This window comes from Roseibium sp. FZY0029 (genome assembly GCF_036350355.1).
Taxonomy (GTDB): domain Bacteria; phylum Pseudomonadota; class Alphaproteobacteria; order Rhizobiales; family Stappiaceae; genus Roseibium.
This window is the reverse complement of the sequence record NZ_JAZDVZ010000006.1, coordinates 205774-225996: the sequence shown is the minus strand read 5'-3', so window position 1 is coordinate 225996 and position 20223 is coordinate 205774. Positions and strand designations below refer to the sequence as shown.

16 protein-coding genes are annotated in these 20223 nt (G+C 60.5%); 5 read left to right on the top strand and 11 right to left on the bottom strand.

The features are described from left to right. Nucleotides 1-260: 260 nt before the first annotated feature. Nucleotides 261-2354 carry a bifunctional diguanylate cyclase/phosphodiesterase gene (locus tag V1T76_RS18820; RefSeq protein ID WP_330562174.1) on the top strand — a complete coding sequence of 698 codons (2094 nt, stop codon included), beginning with the start codon at nucleotides 261-263 and terminating at the stop codon, nucleotides 2352-2354. Nucleotides 2355-2425: 71 nt separating this feature from the next. Here V1T76_RS18820 and gyrB read toward each other — a convergent pair whose 3' ends face one another. The 8 genes from gyrB to mutM form a co-directional block, all read right to left on the bottom strand. Further along, nucleotides 2426-4879 (bottom strand): DNA topoisomerase (ATP-hydrolyzing) subunit B, encoded by a 2454-nt coding sequence (gene gyrB, locus V1T76_RS18815; protein WP_330562173.1) that lies wholly within the window; start codon nucleotides 4877-4879, stop codon nucleotides 2426-2428. A gap of 132 nt (nucleotides 4880-5011) precedes the next feature. Beyond that, the gene (recF, locus tag V1T76_RS18810; RefSeq protein WP_330562172.1) at nucleotides 5012-6160 is read right to left on the bottom strand and encodes a DNA replication/repair protein RecF; all 1149 of its coding nucleotides are present in this window, start codon (nucleotides 6158-6160) and stop codon (nucleotides 5012-5014) included. Nucleotides 6161-6198: 38 nt separating this feature from the next. Continuing rightward, nucleotides 6199-7317, bottom strand: a complete 1119-nt coding sequence (gene dnaN / locus V1T76_RS18805) for a DNA polymerase III subunit beta (protein ID WP_330562171.1) — start codon at nucleotides 7315-7317, stop codon at nucleotides 6199-6201. Between the two features lie 260 nt (nucleotides 7318-7577). Beyond that, nucleotides 7578-9053: a chromosomal replication initiator protein DnaA gene (gene dnaA / locus V1T76_RS18800; RefSeq protein ID WP_330562170.1), complete on the bottom strand. Its 1476-nt coding sequence runs from the start codon at nucleotides 9051-9053 to the stop codon at nucleotides 7578-7580. A gap of 154 nt (nucleotides 9054-9207) precedes the next feature. Beyond that, nucleotides 9208-9618, bottom strand: coding sequence for a rhodanese-like domain-containing protein (locus tag V1T76_RS18795; protein ID WP_330562169.1), 411 nt, complete (start codon nucleotides 9616-9618; stop codon nucleotides 9208-9210). A 673-nt stretch (nucleotides 9619-10291) separates the two neighbouring features. Then, complete coding sequence (gene rpsT / locus V1T76_RS18790) at nucleotides 10292-10558, bottom strand: 30S ribosomal protein S20 (RefSeq protein ID WP_006935381.1); 267 nt, start codon at nucleotides 10556-10558, stop codon at nucleotides 10292-10294. 175 nt (nucleotides 10559-10733) lie between these two features. Next, nucleotides 10734-11507, bottom strand: a complete 774-nt coding sequence (locus V1T76_RS18785; RefSeq protein ID WP_330562168.1) for an enoyl-CoA hydratase — start codon at nucleotides 11505-11507, stop codon at nucleotides 10734-10736. Between the two features lie 155 nt (nucleotides 11508-11662). Continuing rightward, nucleotides 11663-12556 carry a bifunctional DNA-formamidopyrimidine glycosylase/DNA-(apurinic or apyrimidinic site) lyase gene (gene mutM / locus V1T76_RS18780; RefSeq protein ID WP_330562166.1) on the bottom strand — a complete coding sequence of 298 codons (894 nt, stop codon included), beginning with the start codon at nucleotides 12554-12556 and terminating at the stop codon, nucleotides 11663-11665. 291 nt (nucleotides 12557-12847) lie between these two features. On the opposite strand from mutM, the gene ubiE reads away from it, so the two are divergent. Together ubiE and ubiB are read left to right on the top strand one after the other, a co-directional pair. Further along, the gene (ubiE, locus tag V1T76_RS18775) at nucleotides 12848-13597 is read left to right on the top strand and encodes a bifunctional demethylmenaquinone methyltransferase/2-methoxy-6-polyprenyl-1,4-benzoquinol methylase UbiE (protein ID WP_330562344.1); all 750 of its coding nucleotides are present in this window, start codon (nucleotides 12848-12850) and stop codon (nucleotides 13595-13597) included. A 3-nt stretch (nucleotides 13598-13600) separates the two neighbouring features. Then, nucleotides 13601-15181: a 2-polyprenylphenol 6-hydroxylase gene (gene ubiB / locus V1T76_RS18770; RefSeq protein WP_330562165.1), complete on the top strand. Its 1581-nt coding sequence runs from the start codon at nucleotides 13601-13603 to the stop codon at nucleotides 15179-15181. A gap of 22 nt (nucleotides 15182-15203) precedes the next feature. On the opposite strand, the gene V1T76_RS18765 is transcribed toward ubiB, so the two are convergent. Beyond that, entirely contained in the window at nucleotides 15204-15824 is a 621-nt protein-coding gene (locus V1T76_RS18765; protein WP_330562164.1) for a GntR family transcriptional regulator, read from the bottom strand. A gap of 82 nt (nucleotides 15825-15906) precedes the next feature. Between V1T76_RS18765 and V1T76_RS18760 the strand changes: the two genes are divergently transcribed. Next, entirely contained in the window at nucleotides 15907-16377 is a 471-nt protein-coding gene (locus V1T76_RS18760; RefSeq protein WP_330562163.1) for an OsmC family protein, read from the top strand. Between the two features lie 4 nt (nucleotides 16378-16381). Here V1T76_RS18760 and V1T76_RS18755 read toward each other — a convergent pair whose 3' ends face one another. Both V1T76_RS18755 and V1T76_RS18750 read right to left on the bottom strand, forming a co-directional pair. Further along, nucleotides 16382-17005, bottom strand: a complete 624-nt coding sequence (locus V1T76_RS18755; RefSeq protein WP_330562162.1) for an alpha-ketoglutarate-dependent dioxygenase AlkB family protein — start codon at nucleotides 17003-17005, stop codon at nucleotides 16382-16384. Between the two features lie 21 nt (nucleotides 17006-17026). After that, nucleotides 17027-17845 carry a glycine-rich domain-containing protein gene (locus V1T76_RS18750; RefSeq protein WP_330562161.1) on the bottom strand — a complete coding sequence of 273 codons (819 nt, stop codon included), beginning with the start codon at nucleotides 17843-17845 and terminating at the stop codon, nucleotides 17027-17029. A gap of 353 nt (nucleotides 17846-18198) precedes the next feature. Between V1T76_RS18750 and dnaK the strand changes: the two genes are divergently transcribed. Beyond that, a complete protein-coding gene (gene dnaK / locus V1T76_RS18745; RefSeq protein WP_330562160.1) occupies nucleotides 18199-20121 on the top strand; it encodes a molecular chaperone DnaK in 1923 nt (640 codons plus the stop codon). Nucleotides 20122-20223: the final 102 nt, after the last annotated feature.

Genomic DNA, 20223 nt, shown 5'->3' with positions numbered 1-20223 from the left:
CGGCGCGTTTAAGTCTTGAGGATGATGAAAATGTGGCAGTTTTTCAGGTCAAATGCGGCATTAGTATAAAGAAATAATAAAATTTTAAATACATTGGAAGTAACTGGATTAAATTTTTGTTTACTATAAAAATCCTAAGAGTTGTGGGTAGTTTTTCTGTTTCAATTTTAAAAACTGAACTGTGTTAGTAATTTTTCATAGCGACGGCGCAAGTGTATTGATTAGCGCCAACCTAACGGTAATTTTGAAAGGGCGGTCTGGTGCAAGTCAGCCATCGGTTCTTGAGTGACCGGCTGGAACAATCCGGTCGTGCAGAAAACAATACTCTTACAGGCTTCCACACCTCCCTTCTGGAGGTGCTTCCTCATGCTGCAGCCTATGTCGCGCCGAACGGCAACGTTCTGGTTCACAACCAGCAAATGAAGGCGCTTTGTGCCGCAAAAGGTGTCTCGCCGGTTCCGCTCAGCCTGCCGGCTCTTCTTTCGGAAAAAAGCTGGCGTCGGTGCGAACCGGTCCTCTCGGCGGCGTTCGGCGGCGTGCCGGCCCAGGCAAGCGGCGCGATCGTGCTGCAATCGGGAGAAACATTCTGCCACCATATGATCTGCACGTCCTTTGTCTCTCTACCGGGGGAGCGTCAGGCAGTTCTCGTTCAGTTCGAACTGGAGGAAAACGGCCAGGAAGAGATGGTTGCCGTGGCCGAACCGGTTGCAAGCGCGCCAGGTTCCGGAGCAGCATCGCGGGATCTCGATCTTCTGGAGCATTTTCCGGACGATGTCCTGGTCTTCGGCAGCTCTGAAGATGTCGAGGCAAGGGCCGAAAAGCTTCTGCAGCTGATCGGCAGCGATTACGATGCGAACCTGTTGGCCGAAGCTTTGGCGAATCTGGAAGGCGAATTGCCTCAGACCATCTATATTCCCGAAAGCAGAAGCTTTCAGTCGACCGGCCATGCCGCTGACCGCCTGATGTGCGAAGTGCGGGTCGTTCCCATTCCCGGGGCAGGGCAGGGAGGACCGAACAACGGCGCGTCCATGGCTGTCATTCGGCGCAATGTCGATTGCCCTCGGGAAACCGCTGAGAACAGGCGCCTGGCCTATCTCGATCCGCTGACGGGTCTGGAGAACCGCCGCGCCTTTACCAAGGCGTTGAAACGCGAGCTGACGCGGCTTTCGGCCGACACGGAAACCGGCCTCGCCGTTCTTTATATCGATCTCGATGAATTCAAGAAGGTCAACGACCTTGGCGGTCATGATGCGGGTGACGACATGCTTTTGCGTGTTGCTGCCGGCCTGCGGTTGACCTTGGGCGAATTCGGCACCGCTGCGAGGATTGGCGGCGATGAATTTGCAGGCATGGTGCCGGTGGCCAATGAGGAAGCGGCCCTGGACATTGCCGAGGAAATTCTGGGTGCCTTCGACCGCATCCGCCTGGAGGTCGGTGACCGCGTCTTCACAATCGGCGGATCCATTGGGGTCGCCTTTCTCGACGGCGGCATCAAGTTGCACGAGGGCGATGCGGCCGCGCTCCTGGGCCTGGCGGACCGGGCCTGTTTGCGCGGCAAGCGATTTGGCGGCCGGTCGGTGCAGGTTCACTCGGTCCAGCCACAGGATTTCGAAGGGGCGGGCGCCGAATTGGTCGATCTGCCTGAGCCGGGCAGTTTCCGCGGAAATGAGCTGACGCTCTACGCAATGCCGATTGTCTGCCTGAAGCAGGCAAGGCCCTGGGGATCTGAAATCCTTTTGCGCCTCAAAGGGGACCGTGCGCGCGGCCTGTCTTCGCGGGCCTGGATTACTGCCGCCGAACGTTCCGGTTTCATTGCGAAGGTGGATGCCTGGACCCTGGACAAGGTGCTGGATGCGGCCGAGCGCAAGTCCGACCGCACCATCCTGACGATGAACGTCTCGGCTGACTCCGCCCGCGATCCGAATTTCCGTGATGGCCTGTACCATCGGCTGTCGGTCAATCCGCTGCTGGCGTCGAGACTGTGTCTTGAAATCGCGGAGAAGGATTTTCTGCGCGAACCTGCCAGCGTGCAGGCGTTTTTCCGGTTCGTGAACGAACTTGGCTGCCAGACCGCCATCGACGACTTTGCCGGTCACTGGCCCGTGCTGTCGCGCTTGACCAACCTGCGCGTCGATTGGCTGAAGCTTGAATCGAGCCTGACCCAGCAGGTTGTGGAAGCACCGGCGAAGGCCGCCATCCTGAACGGCCTGGTCCGTGCCGCGCATGAACTCGGCATCAAGGTGATTGCCAAGCATGTGGAGACAGCCGAGGAGGCGAGGCTTTTGAGCGAACTCGACATCGAGGCGGCACAGGGTTTTTACTTCGGCCATCCAGAACCCTGGCCCGGCGCCTGATGAAAACCTGATACGCAAACAAAAAGAGCGGCGCCAGGCGCCGCTCTTTTTGTCTGTTGTTCCGGAAGACGTCAGATGTCGAGGTTGGCCACGGCCAGTGCGTTTTCCTGAATGAACTCGCGCCGCGGATCGACCTCGTCGCCCATCAGCTTGGTGAAGATATCGTCGGCGTCGTCCGCCTCGCGCACTTTCACCTGCAGCAGGGAGCGGACATTCGGGTCGAGCGTGGTTTCCCAGAGCTGTTCCGGGTTCATCTCGCCAAGGCCTTTATAGCGCTGAAGCGAGATGCCCTTCTGGCCGGCAGCATAGATCTGCGACAGCAGGGCACGAGGTCCGCGAATTTCGGTGGAGATATCCTTGCGCCGCAGAACGGCAGCCTTGCCGTAAATCTCGTTCAGGTGAGCAGCATGAGCTGCAAGGCGGCGGGCGTCTGTGGAGCCAAGCAGCGCGGCATCGATGGTGGCAACTTCCTGCACACCGCGGACCATCCGCTTGAACACCAGACTGCCGTCGTCCCGCGCTTCACCGTTCCAGCCGCGTTCAAACTCATCTGCCAGGATATCCATGCGCCGGGCGATATAGGTGGCAGCTTCCGCTGCCTTGCCCTGATCGTCCAGGATTTCCGGTGTCAGCGCACCCGCAATGGCGGCCTGTTCGACCACATCCCGGTTGTAGCGCGAATGCAGACCGTCGAAGATCTCTGAAATCGTGCGTGCGGTCTCGGCCACCGCGCGAAGGTCCTGGCCCGTGCGAACCTCGCCGTTTGCCAGTGTCAGGGAGGCTTCGTCCAGGCCCTGGCCGATCAGATAGTCTTCCAGTGCTTTCTGGTCCTTCAGATACTGCTCGGACTGGCCGCGCTTGACCTTATAGAGCGGCGGCTGCGCGATATAGATGTAGCCGTTCTCGATCAACTCCGGCATTTGACGGAAGAAGAACGTCAGCAGCAGGGTTCGAATGTGCGCGCCGTCGACGTCAGCATCGGTCATGATGATGATCTTGTGGTAGCGCAGCTTCTCGACGTTGAACTCCTCCTTGCCGATCCCGGTGCCGAGCGCGGTGATCAGCGTTCCGATTTCGTTGGAGGACAGCATCTTGTCGAAGCGGGCACGTTCCACGTTGAGGATCTTGCCGCGCAGAGGCAACACGGCCTGGTTTTCCCGGTGACGGCCCTGTTTGGCCGAGCCGCCTGCGGAATCACCCTCCACCAGGAAGAGTTCGGCCTTGGAGGCATCGCGCTCCTGGCAGTCGGCAAGCTTGCCGGGCAGGGAGGCGATATCGAGAGCGCCCTTGCGGCGGGTCAGCTCGCGCGCCTTTCGGGCAGCTTCACGTGCCGAGGCCGCTTCCACCACCTTGGAGACGATGGTCCTGGCCGGGGCCGGGTTTTCCTCGAGCCATTCGCTCAGGATCTGCGAAATCAGGTTTTCGACGACCGGCCGCACTTCGGAGGAAACCAGCTTGTCCTTGGTCTGGGACGAGAACTTGGGATCCGGCACCTTGACGGAAAGAACGCAGGTCAGGCCTTCGCGGCAGTCATCGCCGGAAAGGTTCACCTTTTCCTTCTTCATCAGGCCGGTGGCTTCGGCATAACCGGTCACCTGTCGGGTCAGTGCTGCCCGGAAACCGGCAAGGTGGGTGCCGCCGTCGCGCTGCGGAATGTTGTTGGTGAAGCACAGAACGTGCTCATGATAGCTGTCGTTCCACCACATGGCGGCTTCGACGGTGATGCCGTCGCGTTCGGCCCGCATGTTGATCGGCGCTTCGATCAAGGGATGTTTGGCCCGGTCCAGATAGCGCACGAAGGCTTCCAGACCGCCTTCGTAGAACAGCTCCTCGACCTTGTCCTCAACACCGCGCTTGTCCGTCAGGATGATGCGGACGCCGGAGTTCAGGAAGGCCAGTTCGCGCAGACGGTGTTCCAGCGTGCTGAAATCGAATTCGGTCTTGGTGAAGGTTTCCGGTGACGGCAGAAAGGTGACCTCGGTTCCTTTCCTGCCGTTGGCAGGGCCAACCACCTTCAGCGGCGCCACAGCATCGCCATGGGCAAATGTCATGGAATGCTCTTGCCCGTTGCGCCAGATGCGCAGCTCCAGCTTTGTCGACAGTGCGTTCACCACCGAAACGCCCACACCGTGCAGACCGCCGGAGACCTTGTAGGAGTTCTGGTCGAACTTACCGCCGGCATGAAGCTGGGTCATGATGACTTCCGCCGCCGACACACCTTCTTCGGAGTGAAGGTCGGTCGGAATACCGCGGCCGTTGTCGGAAACGGTAACCGATCCATCCGGGTTCAGGGTCACCGTCACATGGTCGGCGTGGCCGGCAAGCGCTTCGTCGATGGCGTTGTCGACCACCTCGTACACCATGTGGTGCAGACCGGAACCGTCATCGGTGTCGCCGATATACATGCCGGGCCGCTTGCGCACGGCATCGAGGCCCTTGAGAACCTTGATGCTGTCGGCGCCATATTCGGCACCGCCACTGGTTTCGGGGGTCGGGCTGTTGTCGGGCGTGGACGTGTCGCTCATGCGAATCAATCACCAATCGATTTATCTTTTCCAACCCCGTTATACGGGGTTCCGGCGGGCGTTCAACCACGTGCCGGCCATAGGCAAGCCAGCGAAGGGATTCTGGTGGAAAACCATAAGATTCCGGCGGATTTAAGGGGCCTTGCTCCGCTCCAGCAGCCGTCCCTGGTGCTCGCGGATCTCAAAGACTTCCGCTTCGGTTGGCAATGCCTCGAACAGGGCCTCGTCCGTGCCGGTCATGAAAACCTGTCCGCCAAGGGACTCCAGCTTCGAAAACAGCGCCGAACGGCGGTCGGGATCGAGATGCGCCGCCACTTCATCAAGCAGCAGAACGGGCGTCATTCCAGAGACTTTCGCCGTCAACTCGGCATGGGCCAGGATAAGGCCTATGAGCAGCGCCTTCTGTTCCCCGGTCGAGGATTGCGACGCCGGCATGGCCTTGGCGGCATGCAGAACAGTGAGATCGCTCAGGTGCGGTCCATTTAGGGTTCGTCCGGCAGCCCGGTCGCGGTGTCGGCCGTCCTGCAGCATCTGGCGGTAGCGGTCTTCTCTGTCGGAGGCACTCAGCCCTGCGGTCTCTGCCTCGAAAGCCCCTTCCAGACAGACGGAGGCATGGGGAAACGGCAGATCCTGCGCGGCCTGTCCGGCGATCATGCGGCTGAGAAGGTCAACGGTTTCCGTTCTGGCGATTGACACAGCGGTGCCGAGTTCGGCCACCTGCTGTTCCAGTGCGCTCAGATAGGCATCGGAGCCGCCCTGGTCGAGAAGCCGGTTGCGCTGCCGAAGGGCGTTTTCGAAGTCACTCACGCGGCGTCCGTGGGTCGGATCGATCGCCAGCGTCAGCCGGTCGAGAAAGCGGCGGCGGTCGGAGCCCGGACCGGTAAACAGCCCGTCCATCGACGGCACCAGCCAGAGCACCCGCATATAGTCCAGAAGACTCTCCGAGCCCCGAACCTCCTCGCCGTCGATACGCACCTTGCGTCCGGACGTCCCGGCCACGAGACCGGTTCCGATCCTGGTTTCAAACCCGTCCAGAAGCACGGTTGCGGCAACGCTCCAGCTGCCGTCGCCACCCTTGCGGGCGATGTCCGCAAGCGCTGCGCGGCGCAGACCGCGGCCGGCTGTCAGAAATGATATGGCTTCCAGGATATTGGTCTTGCCGGCGCCATTGGGACCGACAAAGGCGGCCATCTTGGCCATCAGCGGCAGCGTCAGGGCGCTGTAGTTGCGGAAGTCGGTCAGGGACAGACGGGTCAGCTGCGCCGTCCGGTAATCTGTCATGACCCCACTTCCGCTACTGTTTTGGCACGCCGCCTGACTCAGACGCGCATCGGCATGAGAACGAATAGGCAGTCGTCGACCGTGTTGTCCTGAATGAGGGTCGGAGACCCGCTGTCCGCAAGACGGAACAGAGCCGTATCGCTCGAAAGCTGGTTGGCAATGTCGAGCAGATAGCGTGAGTTGAAGCCGATATCCAACGGCTCGGCATCATATTCGACGGCAAGTTCTTCCGTCGCGCTGCCGGAGTCCGGATTGTTCACCGTCAACACCAGGCGACCTTCGGTCAGCGACAGTTTGACGGCGCGGCCGCGTTCGGAGGAGATTGTCGACACACGGTCGACGGCTTCCTTGAACTCGTCGCGGTCGACGCGCATTTCCTTGTCGTTGTTCTGCGGGATCACGCGGCCGTAGTCCGGGAAGGTACCGTCGATCAGCTTGGACGTCAGGATGACGGAGCCGGTCGTGAGACGGATCTTGGTGTCGGAAAGTTCGACCTGGACACTGGCTTCCGGGCTTTCGAGCAGCTTCTGGATCTCGCCGACGGTCTTGCGCGGCACGATGATCCCGGGCATGCCGGCCGAGCCGGACGGTGCCGGCACTTCGGCCTGGGCCAGACGGTGGCCGTCGGTGGCAACCGCGCGGAACTGGAGGCCGGACCCGGCGTCGACCGTGTGCAGGTAGATACCGTTCAGATAGTAACGGGTCTCTTCGGTCGAGATCGCGAACTGGGTTGCGTCGATCAGCTTGCGGATGTCGGCACCGGTCAGCGAGAAGCTGTGGCTGAAGTCGCCCGCCGTCAGGTCCGGGAAGTCGGTTTCCGGCAGCATCTGCAGGGTGAACTTCGAGCGGCCGGCGCGGATTTCCAGCGTGGCGTTGTCGCTGGTGGTTTCCAGCACCACCTGCGAGCCTTCCGGCAGCTTGCGCACGATGTCGTAGAACATATGGGCCGGAACGGTGGTTGCGCCCGGCATTTCGATCATGGCCGGCACGCTTTCGACGATTTCCAGGTCGAGGTCCGTTGCCTTCAGATTGATCGCGCCGCCATCGGCGCGCAGAAGAACGTTCGACAGGATCGGAATGGTATTCCGGCGTTCCACCACGCGGTGAACATGGGTCAAGGACTTGAGGAGGTCGGTCCGCTCGAGGGTCGCTTTCATACTCTCGTTCCGTACTCATGAAACGCCTGGCTGAGCTGCCGGGCTGATTGAATATTCTTGGCTCCGGTGTGGAGCGGGGTGGACGACACTGCCCTTAACCGGCTGCAAAAGCAAGGGGGCGTTCAGCCTGAACGCCCCCAATTTTGGTAGAATATCGTGTATTTTAACCTTACCTTGCCGAGTGCCGGGAGCAGGTCGGCGGATGCCCGATTGAAATCGGCCGGGCACCCGCATTCGAGCCGTTTCCGAGGCCCTTCGCCTCAGGCGTCGAGCATGCGCTTCAGCAGTTCCAGCTCCTGCGCCAGGGCGTAGTCGGCGCGCGCCATTTCCTCGATCTTGCGCACGGCGTGCAGAACCGTTGTGTGGTCCCGGTTGCCGAAGCGGCGGCCGATTTCCGGCAGCGAGCGTGGTGTCATGACCTTGGCAAGATACATGGCAATCTGACGAGGGCGGACGATGGTCCGGGTCCGGCGTGCAGACAGCAGGTCCGCCTTGGTGACGTTGTAGTGCTTGGAGACCACCCGCTGGATGTCTTCAATCTTCACCCGGCGCGGCTCGCTGGAGCGAACCAGATCGCGCAGGGTCATCTCAGCCATTTCCTGCGTGATCGGCTGATTGGTCAGCTGATTGTGCGCGATCAGACGGTTGAGAGCCCCTTCAAGGTCGCGGCCGGAGGAGGCAACGTGACGCGCGACATAGTCCAGCACGCTGTCCGGAACGTCGAACTGCGGGTAGTTCCTGCGGGCCGTTTCCACACGGGTGGCCAGAATATTCCGGCGCAGTGCGAAATCCGGTTCCTGAATGCCAACCACCAGGCCGCCGGACAGGCGAGAGCGGACGCGGTCGTCGAGCGTGTCCAGCTCGGAAGGCGCGCGGTCAGCAGCCACGATCACCTGACGGGCCCCGTCGATGAGAGCGTTGAGGGTGTGGCAGAACTCCTGCTGCACCTGTTTGCCATGAAGGAACTGCATGTCGTCGATCAGGAGAAGGTCGATCGTGCGCAGGTTCTCCTTGAAGGCCAGCGCGGACTGGGACTTCAGGGCGGCTACGAACTTATACATGAAGTGCTCAGCCGTCAGGTAGAGCACCTTGCGCCCGGATGCGCGGGCCTTTGCAGCAACGGCCTGCATCAGGTGGGTTTTGCCCAGACCGACGGAGGCATGCAGGTAGAGCGGGTTGAAAGTGACCGCGCCACCGGCGGCAACCTGACGGGCCGCAGCCAGAGCCAGATTGTTGGACTCGCCTTCGACAAAGGTCTCAAACGTGTATTTCGGGTCGAGCGCCGCACCTTGCAGCACGTCACGGGCGTTGTCTGAGCTGGTCTCGCCACGTCCAAGAGCTGCCGTTGCCGCCTGGGCCCGGGTAACCTGGGACGCATCGGAGAGGGCGTCGACACGATTTTCGGTCGTTGCCGGCTTGCTGCCCTGGGGCGCTGCAAGGCTCGGCTTTGCAATCGGGGTCTGACGCGGGCGGATTGCACCGCGCACTGTCAGCTCGATGCGGTGAACATTGTCGCACTCGCGCTGCCAGAGGCCCATCAACTGGTCGTTATAATTGTTCTGAATCCACTGTTTCAAAAACCGGGTCGGAACAGACAGGCGGACAGTGCCGTCCTGATGTTCCTCAAGGTCTACGCGTGCAAACCAGCTTGTAAAAACATCATCGCCCAATTCTGCGCGAAGCTGCTTTTTCACCCGCTTCCACTGTTCGGAGCCGCCTGCCTCCTGAACCTGCATGTCATCTGCCTCCTGTATATGTGAAGAGCAGTCCGCCACAGCCGCTCTTCGACGCCTTGCTACTTTTGCAGCATTATAATGTCCCTTTTGGGACGGTTATTTATGTGGCGAAGGGATCGCTCCCTTCACCCGACCCTGTCGATGGGCAGGGTAACTAACTTTGAATCCAGGGCAATCCGGCGGCCTTCCAGCCGGATTGGGTCCCACGATGGCCGTCCGGACCGAGTGGGCCCTCGAAACCATCGGAGATATTGAAGCATTTGGCGTAGCCGGCCTGCGTCAGGGCGATCGCAGCTGCCTGGCTCCGTGCTCCGGAGCGGCACAAGAAATAGATTGGCGCGTTCCGGTCAAGCCCTTTTTTGACCAAATGATCTGAAACCGATTCCACGAAGCCGGGATTGGGCCCTGACGACGGGAAGCTCTGCCATTCCGCCAGGATCGGCTCCTTGCCGATCGGCCGAAGATCCGGCAGTCCGACAAAGGACCATTCCGCCTGTGTCCGCACGTCGACAAGAACTGCGTTCTGCTGCTCGGCCAGGCCTTCAAAGGCCTCCTGCGCAGTCACGTTTCCTGCATATCCACCGTCAAATTGCAAAACAGCCCCCTTCAATAGCGCAGTGCTATTGATTATAAGTATTCTTCAAAGCTTTCTTGAGAAAGGAGTAGACTATCCCAGGCTAAGCGCCCGGGTCGTCGAATACGCTAACGTATTCATTCCATGAATAGGATTTAATGTGCTCAGCGATGGTCCGGTTTAACTTATTCATTGTTTTCCAAGCACCGTACTTAAGTTGATCGCTGGTCTTTCCCGCCAGCCGTATCGTTAATATACAGACCGCGACCGAAGGGGCAACAGCGTGTTTTTGCGAATGGCGGAAAGTGCCTGTTTCTTTCCCCGGATCGTGGTTTTTTGGTCTCAGCTGGCGACGCAGCAAATGCGTTTTACCGCAATGACTTTTGCCGCTGACGAGCCCTGTCACACTCCAAAAACAACAATTTCAAAAAAAATTTCGGAACTGATAGCTTGACTCGTATCGAATCCGGATTGATCGCCTTCCTTCAATGGTACATGTGCATAAGTATCTGAAAAATAACAATTTTTCATGACACCGTAATACTCGGTAGAAATTGCAATATTGCGCGCCTAGGTTGCTGAATCAGGTCATCCACAAAATTGCGTGGCTAAAAAAAACCCGGCACTCGGGCCGGGTCTTTTTAACGCTCATATGACGGTTCGGTTACGCGCTGAGTGCCTTGATACGGGCATTGAGGCGGGAAACCTTCCGGGAGGCCGTATTGGCATGCATCGTGCCTTTTCCGGCAGCGCGCATGATTTCCGGCTGTGCAGCCTTGAAGGCCTCGTTTGCAGCGGCCTGATCGCCGGAAGCAATTGCTTCCTCAACCTTGCGCAGGTAGGTGCGCACGCGGCTGCGACGGGCTTTGTTCGTGGCCGTCCGGCGGGCAATTTTACGGGCCGCCTTCTTGGCCGATGGTGTGTTGGCCATGGGCTCTATCCTGATCGGTAATTGGGACTAGTGTCCGGTGGCGATCGGGACAAGGGAGCAAAAGCTGCAAGACCCGATCAAAAAACAACGGCGGCGGAAAACCGCCACCGATTGGGCGCTGCTTATAATCGCGCTTTCGGACGCCGTCAACGGCTTTATCGTTGAACGCCGTAGTTTATTTGTTCCGGAACTGAGGTGCCCGTTTCTCGGTGAAGGCACTCATGCCTTCGTTCTGGTCTTCCAGTGCAAACAGGGCCTGGAAGACGCGCCGTTCGAAGCGAACGCCTTCCGAAAGCGTCGTTTCATAGGCCCGGTCGACACTCTCCTTGGCCATCATGACGACGGGAAGCGAGAAATCGGCGATCTTTTCGGCGGCTTTCAGCGCTTCCTCCAACAGGTCGTCTGCCGGAACGATGCGGCTGACGAGCCCGCTGCGCTCGGCTTCTTCTGCATCCATCATGCGCCCGGTCAGGACCATTTCCATGGCTTTGGACTTGCCGACGAACCGCGTCAGACGCTGGGTGCCACCGGCGCCTGGAATAACGCCAAGGGTGATTTCCGGCTGGCCGAACTTGGCTGTGTCCGCGGCGATAATGAAGTCGCACAGCATGGCCAGCTCGCAGCCTCCGCCAAGCGCATAGCCCGCCACGGCGGCGATGATCGGCTTGCGGTTGCGCGATACCCGGTCGAAAGGCGTGATCAGATCCGTCTGGTAGGCGGATGAGAAATTGTGCGGCTGCATTTCCTTGATGTCGGCACCGGCGGCAAAGGCCTTTTCCGAGCCGGTGATGACGATGCAGCCGATCCGCTCGTCCGCATCGAAGCCGTCAAGCGCCGTTCCCAGTTCGGAAACCAGAGCCGAATTGAGCGCGTTCAAGGCTTTCGGCCGGTCCAAAGTGATCAGGCCGACTTTCCCCCGTTTTTCGACGCGGATGTTTTCATAACCCATGTTGACAACTCCCGGTGCTGGAACCCGTGGCGGGCCGGACAAACGGGTCTCTCATGAGCCCGGAACCGGATGCCTGCGGTTTCCTGTACGTGTAGTTCATCGGCAATGCCTACCCGAGGTCGGGCGGGTCTGGCAAGCTTGACCGATCGGACAGGTCAGGTCTGACAGACCGGGCAATGAAAGGTCGACCGGTTCGACTGAACAAGGCGCGCCACGGTGCCCGTGCAGCCGGGTGTCCGGCAGATCTCCCCCTCGCGGTCGTAGACTGCAAAGGAATGCTGAAAGTAGCCAAGAGTTCCATCCGCCTGCGTGTGATCGCGCAGCGAGGACCCGCCAGCCTTGATGGCATCCTCCAGCGTGGCGCGGATATTGGCGGCAAGTTCCACCGCCTTTTTTGTCGGCCGGCCTGTCCGCGTCACCAGCGTTCCGGCGGCCCGTTCCGGGCTCAGCCCGGTTCGCCAGAGCGCTTCGCACACATATATGTTGCCGAGGCCTGCGATCAGTTTCTGATTGAGAAGCGCCGCCTTCAGCGGCGTCTTGCGCCCTTTGAACAGCCGCGCCAGCGTTTCGCCGCCCATGTCATTGCCGAGAGGTTCCAGGCCGAGGTCGCGAAAGAAGGGATGGTCCGCAAGCACGGGACGGGCAATCAGGTCCATGAAGCCGAACCGGCGCGGATCGTTGTAGACGATCCGGGCGCGCGCGCCGTCTGCCGCCTCCAGATGGAAGACCACATGGTCATGCTTCGGGTCCTTGCTGCGGGCATGGGCGAAGGTGCCTGGCGTTGCATCGGCAAGATCGTTTTCGATCCGGAACGATCCAGACATGCCAAGGTGCATCACCAGCACATCGCCGCTGTCGACATCGCCCAGCAGATACTTGGACCGGCGTGACAGGACGGTCAGCCTGCGGCCGGTGAGCCGGTTGACGAAGTCCGCGGGAAAGGGAAAGCGAAGATCCGGCCGGTTCTGGTCAACCTTTGTAATCAGCGCCCCTTCGAAAGTGGGGGCAAGGCCGCGCTTGACGGTTTCGACTTCCGGAAGTTCGGGCATGAGAGGTCTGGTATCCGCTGTCATGGCAGGCTATAGGCCTGCGGCATATGGTTTTTGGTGGCCGGCACCGATAGCGCTTGCCAATGGCTTGTACTATGGTCCGGCGCACTTTGAAGATAGTTTCGAAACGGCAATCCGCCAGCACTTTCAACAGGCGGCTTGTCCAACGGGTAAGAAGCGACCAGACCCGCAGCCGGCAGGCGTGCCGCGGCGCGGGGCGGTCTTGGAGGCGCTTTCATGACGCAACAGCCACACGGGCAGTCGGCCAGGCCGAACCGCGCACCGGAAGAAATGCCGACGAGTTTCGGCTTCACGAAGGTTGCCGAGGGTCAGAAACAGGCGCTTGTGGACGATGTTTTCCATAAGGTTGCCGAACGCTACGACCTCATGAACGACCTGATGTCCGGCGGTCTTCACCGGGTGTGGAAGGATGCCATGGTCTCCTTCCTGGCTCCGCCCAAGACCGCAAGCTCCAGCTGGCGGCTGCTGGATGTGGCCGGCGGCACCGGCGACATCGCGACCCGTGTGGTGCGCCGGTCCAACGAAACCGCCCGTGCGGTGGTGTGCGATATCAACGAAAGCATGCTCGGCGTCGGCCGGGATCGGGCCGAGAAGGCCGGGCTTTCCGATCTCATAACCTTCAGCCAGGGCAATGCCGAGGAACTGCCGTTTCCCGACAAGAGCTTCGATGCCTATACGATCGCCTTCGGCATCCGCAACGTCCCGGATATTCCCAAGGCCCTGCGGGAAGCGCACAGGGTTCTGAAGCGGGGGGGCCGCTTCATGTGTCTGGAGTTCTCCGAAGTCGACGTGCCGATGCTCGACAAGGTCTATGATACCTTCTCCTTCAACGCGATCCCGGCCATGGGCCGCTGGGTGACGGGCGATGGGGATCCTTACAAGTATCTGGTGGAATCGATCCGCAATTTCCCTAACCAGGAGCGCTTTGCCGACATGATCCGCGAAGCCGGATTCGAGCGCGTTGGCTACCGCAACTATTCCGGTGGCATTGCCGCCCTGCATTACGGCTGGAAACTCTGATACATGGCCCTTCCGGTAATGCCTCTTCTCCGCCTGGCGCGGGCAGGTTTCGTGATGGCGCGCGAAGGCGTTTTCGGCCTCGTTTCGCTTCCGGATCTGCCAGCCGGCCCAAGGTTCGCCATTGCCATGGCGCGGCTTCTGGAGCGCCGGTCCGTTCGCAACAAGCGGGCTGATCTGCGCCTGTCCGATGCGCTCAACAAGCTTGGGCCGTCCTATGTGAAGCTTGGCCAGTTCCTGGCGACCCGGGCCGATGTGGTCGGCAAGGAGGCCGCGCGCGAACTTTCGGCCCTTCAGGACCGGCTGCCGGCTTTCGACCATGACGAGGCCTGCGCCGCCGTGGCAGAACAACTCGGCAAGCCCCTCGACGAGCTTTTCGTCTCCTTCGGTCAAGCAGTTGCAGCCGCTTCGATCGCGCAGGTGCATCCGGCCGTGATCCTGGACAAGGATGGCACGGAGAGAAAGGTTGCGGTCAAGGTGCTGCGGCCCGGGGTGTCGCGCCGGTTCCAGCGCGATCTTGAAAGCTATTATCTTGTCGCGCGCCTGGCCGAGCGGTTCCATCCGCCGTCACGGCGTCTGCGGCCCGTCGCGGTGGTGGACACCCTGGCGCAGTCGGTGGCGATGGAGATGGACTTCCGCCTTGAGGCTGCGGCCCTGTCGGAAATGGCCGAGAACACCGCCGAGGATCCCGGTTTCCGCGTTCCGGCGGTCGAATGGCTGCGCACAGCCAAGGGCGTCCTGACCATGGAATGGATCGACGGCCGGAAGATGTCGGACGTCGACGGTCTGAAGGAAGCCGGTCACGACCTTGAGGCGCTGGGGGCCGCCGTGATCCAGAGCTTCCTGCGCCACACGCTGCGCGACGGCTTCTTCCACGCCGACATGCATCAGGGCAATCTCTTCGTTGAGGCGGATGGCACGCTGGTCGCCGTCGACTTCGGCATCACCGGACGTCTCAACAAGCGCGAACGCCGGTTTCTGGCGGAAATCCTGTTCGGTTTCATCACCCGCAATTACCGCCGGGTGGCGGAAGTTCATTTCGAGGCAGGCTACGTGCCGGCGCATCAGGATGTCGACATGTTCGCCCAGGCGATCCGCGCCATCGGCGAGCCTATCCACGGGCACGATGCCAGCGAAATCTCCATGGCGCGCCTGCTGACGCAGTTGTTCGAAGTGACCGAACTGTTCGAGATGCGGACCCAGACCCAGCTCATCATGCTGCAGAAGACCATGGTCGTGGTCGAAGGCGTGGCGCGCTCGCTCAATCCCAATCTCGATATGTGGCGGACGGCGGAGCCCGTGGTCGGCACCTGGATCAAGGATAACCTCGGGCCGGTCGGCAAACTGCGGGACGCGGGCGATGCCTTGTCTGCACTCGCGCGCATCGCCAACGACATGCCGCTCTTTGCCGACAGGATCGGCCGGATGTCGGAAGAGCTGGAAAAGATGACACATGGCGGGCTGAGGTTCGACGACGAAACCGCCGAGGCAATCGGCCGGGCGGAGGCGCGTCACACCCGCTCCGGGCGTGTCGCCCTTTGGGTCATTGCCGCCTGCGCGGTCGTGGCGACCTATATGCTTTTCTAAGGTTGGCGGATGCCTTGGCTGTTTAGCCGGGCATTGCCGCCAGCAACGTCTCGCGCGCATCTGCGATATGGCGGGCGAGAATGTCCACCGCCCGATTTTCCGCGCGAGACCTCATGGCTGCAACCAGGTCTTCATGGTCCTTCAGCCATCTGTCGGTCAGTGTTGGCAACACGCCGTAACCGGCAATGTGAATGCGGCAGGTTCGCCGAAGGTCTTCGACCATCGACAGTTCTCTTGGCCGTTTTGCAGGTGCATAGAGGCTCTTGTGAAAGGCCCAGTCGCCGTCGGCCCATCGATCGGATGCCGCGTCGATACTGGAGTGGGCAAGGGCCGCCTCGATCTTCACAAGATCGTCCGCCTCCAATTGTCTGATCGCATGCCGCAGGCAATCGGTCTCCAGAAGGCCGCGCAGATGATAGACCTCGTCGATCTCTGACGGGGAAAGATCGATCACACGGGCCCGGCGGTTGCGCTCAAGGTCGATCAGGCCTCGTGCGGCCATGAGCTGTAGGGCATCGCGCACGGGAATGCGGCTCACCGAAAAGCGGGCGGCGATCTCCCCCTGTTTCAGTTCTTCGCCCGGCCGGAAAATTCCAGAAACGATGTCGGCTTCGAGTGTCGCTGCGATTTTTTCTGCGGACATGGCGCCTCCCTCGTTTTGCAATAGAGCCTTGACAGCAGCCTGTAAATCAAAAATGTATAAATGTATACATTTCGGAGGATGCATGAGTAAGGAACACGGCTATACGTCTCTCATTCGCTGGACCGGCAATCGGGGAGAGGGGACGAGAAGTTACAGGTCCTACGACCGGACCTGGGAGATACGCACGCCGGGAAAACCGCCGGTCTTCTGTTCAAACGACCCGCTGCTTGGCGGAAATCCGGCGCTCCATAACCCGGAGGACCTGCTCCTGTCCGCCCTCGCAAGCTGTCACATGCTCTGGTACCTGCATCTGGCAAGTGACGCGGGCATTGCGGTCATGGCCTACGAGGATGCGCCAGAGGCGACGGGAGAGACGGAACCTTCCGGTGCAGGCCGGTTTTTGAAGGCTGTTCAGAAGCCGGTCATTACGGTGCCCAGAGGCACGGACCTGGCAAAGGCCGATGCGATCCACCAGGAGATTCACAAGGTCTGTTTCATCGCCCGGTCGGTGAATTTTCCGGTCAGCTTCGAGGCGACCTACCTGGAAGCATGAGGGGTCAGGCCGGATTGACCCGTCTCAGCGTCAGGTTGATCCGCCCGCCGTTCTTCAGAAGGGTGGAAGTGCCCGCCAGCACCCGGTCGATGCCGTGAAAGGCAAGGCGGGCCTCGCCGCCAAGCACGACCACATCGCCGGACTGCAGGCGGAAGGATTTGGTCGGGTCCTTTCGGGACAGGCCTCCGACGCGAAACGTTGCCGTATCTCCCAGAGAGACAGAGACGACCGGTGCCTCGAACATCTGTTCGTCGCGATCCTGATGCAGGCCCATGCGTGCGCCCTGATCATAGAAATTGATCAGGCAGGCTTCGGGAGGCGGGGCCTTGCCGGCGACGTCTTCCCAGAGGCGGGTCAAGGCGTCCGGAATGGCGGGCCACGGCTGCCCCGTTTCGGGATGTGCCGGCTGGTAGCGGTAGCCACGTATATCCGACACCCAGCCGAGTGGCCCGCAGTTGCTCATCCGCACCGAAAAGAGCTTCCCTGTTTTCGGCATCACCGGCTGGAACAGCGGCGCTTCAGCCACGATCGCGCGGATCTGGTCCAGGAGTTGATCCTGGCCCGCACGATCGAAATAGCCCGGCAGATAGGAAAGCCCGCTCAGGCCGTTGATGGGAATATCCTGCATGGTTGACGGTCGGTCCTTCGGTCAGTCTCCGCCGCCGCAACCGCTGCAGCCGGAACTGCAGCCGCTGCCTCCACCGCCACCGCAGCCCGTGCTGCATCCGGAGGAGTTCCCGCCCGACTTCAGAGAAAGGATAGCTATCGCCAGAGCGATCATGAAGAGAGTCAGCACGAACTCGGTGGTGTGCATGGTGGCCCAGTGCCAGACCCTGTTGCCCAGTCTTTCCAGAAAAGTATCTCCTTGCGCCTCTCCATGGGCGAAGGCAAGCCTCGTTCCCAGGAGAAGGGAGAGGGCGGCCAGCAGCGCGCAGTGCACGGCAGCGGGCGCATTTGCAAACCTTCTGGCAACGCGAGCGATCCGGTTCGGCCACTGCGGCTTGCGGATGATCCAGACATCCTGCGCATTCACCCGGACAAATCCCGGTGCCTTGCCGAAACGGATGTCTTCCGGCGGCCAGATGTCCTGCGGCGGTTCGCCGAACTCGGCTCGATAAAGCCGGAGCGTTCTTGCATAGGCCTGCCGGAACCGGGCGTCCTGGTCCGGCCCGCCCTTCGTCGGCATATGGTGCAGCGGCCCTCCGAGTGCTTCCCGGAAGGGTTCCCAGTAATGTTTGGTATAGGTCAGGTGCAGATGCCAGGCCTGGTCCACTTCGTCGCTCGGCGTCACGATGCCTTCGCCAAGCCGGCTGAGATAGGCAAACCGCAGGTACTCGGTCACGACACGTTTCGCGAAACCCTTGCTCCAGCCGTTGTCGCGGGCAAGGCGTGCGGAAAACGGGAAGTCCGCTTCCACGTCGTCCGGGTGGCAGGCTTCAAGCCGGCTCCATAAGCGGGCATCGCGCAAGTCTGGTCTCCTTTCCAAAGGGGCTTTGCTGTGAGGGTCGAGCTTAACCGGTTTACAGTGCCCGTTTGAGCAAAACCTGACGGTCCCCCTCGATTGCATGTGGAATTCGCAAAGCTGACAATGGCGGTAACGATCTGGGAAGAAATATCGGCCAAGAAGGGAAAGTCTGCAAAATGTCATTGGACAGATGTCTTGCAGGCAAAGTTTCATCCACCTATATAGCGGTCAAGCTTCGCGCCAAATCATGAGCCTAGCGTTCTGGTGCGATGTCCGGGGAAACCCGGTACCCAACTGAGAGGAGCCGGAATGACGCCTTTATGGGTCTATCCGGTTTGCTAGAAAGAGAGGCAGAAATGGCAAAGGTCATTGGTATCGACCTCGGCACGACGAACTCGTGCGTCGCCGTCATGGACGGCAAGGATCCCAAAGTAATTGAAAACGCAGAAGGCGCCCGCACCACCCCTTCGATGGTGGCCTTCTCCGACGATGGCGAGCGTCTCGTCGGCCAGCCGGCCAAGCGCCAGGCGGTCACGAACCCGACCAACACCCTGTTCGCGGTCAAGCGCCTGATCGGTCGCCGGTACTCCGACCCGACGGTCGACAAGGACAAGAAGCTTGTTCCTTTCGAAATCGTCGAGGCCGACAACGGCGATGCATGGGTGGAAGCCAACGGCGAAAAATACTCCCCGTCCCAGGTGTCTGCTTTCATCCTTCAGAAGATGAAAGAAACCGCTGAGAGCTATCTCGGCGAAAAAGTGACCCAGGCGGTCATCACCGTTCCGGCCTACTTCAACGACGCACAGCGTCAGGCCACCAAGGATGCCGGCAAGATCGCGGGTCTCGAAGTCCTGCGCATCATCAACGAACCGACGGCAGCAGCGCTTGCCTACGGTCTCGACAAGAACGACGGCAAGACCATCGCGGTCTACGACCTTGGCGGCGGCACGTTCGACGTTTCCATCCTGGAAATCGGCGACGGCGTCTTCGAAGTGAAGTCCACCAACGGTGACACCTTCCTCGGTGGTGAAGACTTCGACATGGTCCTCGTCGACTACCTTGCGTCCGAGTTCAAGAAGGACCAGGGCATCGACCTGAAGAACGACAAGCTGGCCCTGCAGCGTCTGAAGGAAGCTGCGGAAAAGGCGAAGATCGAACTTTCGTCCTCGTCCCAGACCGAAATCAACCTGCCGTTCATCACGGCGGATGCCTCCGGTCCGAAGCACCTGACACTGAAACTCACCCGCGCCAAGTTCGAGTCGCTGGTCGAGGATCTGGTCAAGCGCACCATCGAGCCGATGAAAGCCGCTCTGAAAGACGCTGGCGTTGCAGCCGGTGAAATCGACGAAGTGGTTCTGGTCGGCGGCATGACCCGCATGCCGAAGATCCAGGAAACCGTGAAGACGTTCTTCGGCAAGGAACCGCACAAGGGTGTGAACCCGGACGAAGTCGTGGCCATGGGTGCTGCGATCCAGGCCGGCGTTCTGCAGGGCGACGTCAAGGACGTTCTGCTGCTCGACGTGACCCCGCTGTCGCTCGGCATCGAAACGCTTGGCGGTGTCTTCACCCGTCTGATCGACCGCAACACGACGATCCCGACGAAGAAGAGCCAGGTGTTCTCGACCGCTGAAGACAATCAGACGGCCGTGACCATCCGCGTCTTCCAGGGTGAGCGTGAAATGGCTGCGGACAACAAGATCCTCGGTCAGTTCGACCTGGTCGGCCTGCCGCCGGCACCGCGCGGTGTTCCGCAGATCGAAGTCACCTTCGACATCGACGCCAACGGTATCGTCAACGTGTCCGCAAAGGACAAGGGCACCGGCAAGGAACAGCAGATCCGCATCCAGGCCTCCGGCGGCCTCAGCGACAGCGACATCGACCAGATGATCAAGGACGCTGAATCCCATGCCGATGAGGACAAGAAGCGGAAGGAACTGGTGGAAGCCAGGAACCAGGGCGAATCCCTGGTCCATTCCACCGAAAAGTCCCTGAAGGATTATGGCGACAAGGTTTCCGAGGACGACAAGTCCGCGATCGAAACCGCTCTCGCCTCCCTGAAGTCTGCTCTTGAAGGCGAAGACCTTGAAGACATCAAGGCCAAGACCCAGGCCCTGGCGGAAGCTTCCATGAAACTTGGCGAAGCCATGTATCAGGCAGCTCAGGCTGACGCCCAGGCCGAGGACGGCGAGGAAGCCGATCCGAAAGCCAAGGCTGAAGACGATGTCGTCGATGCGGATTTCGAAGAAGTCAAAGAAGACGACGACAAAAAATCCGCTTAACCGAAAAGCGCCAGCCAGCCGGTCCTCCGGCTGGCTGGTCCAATCCCGGCGCCGGGTGCTCGACTGCCTGATGAGACAGGCACTTGTGCGCGGCGCCTTCGC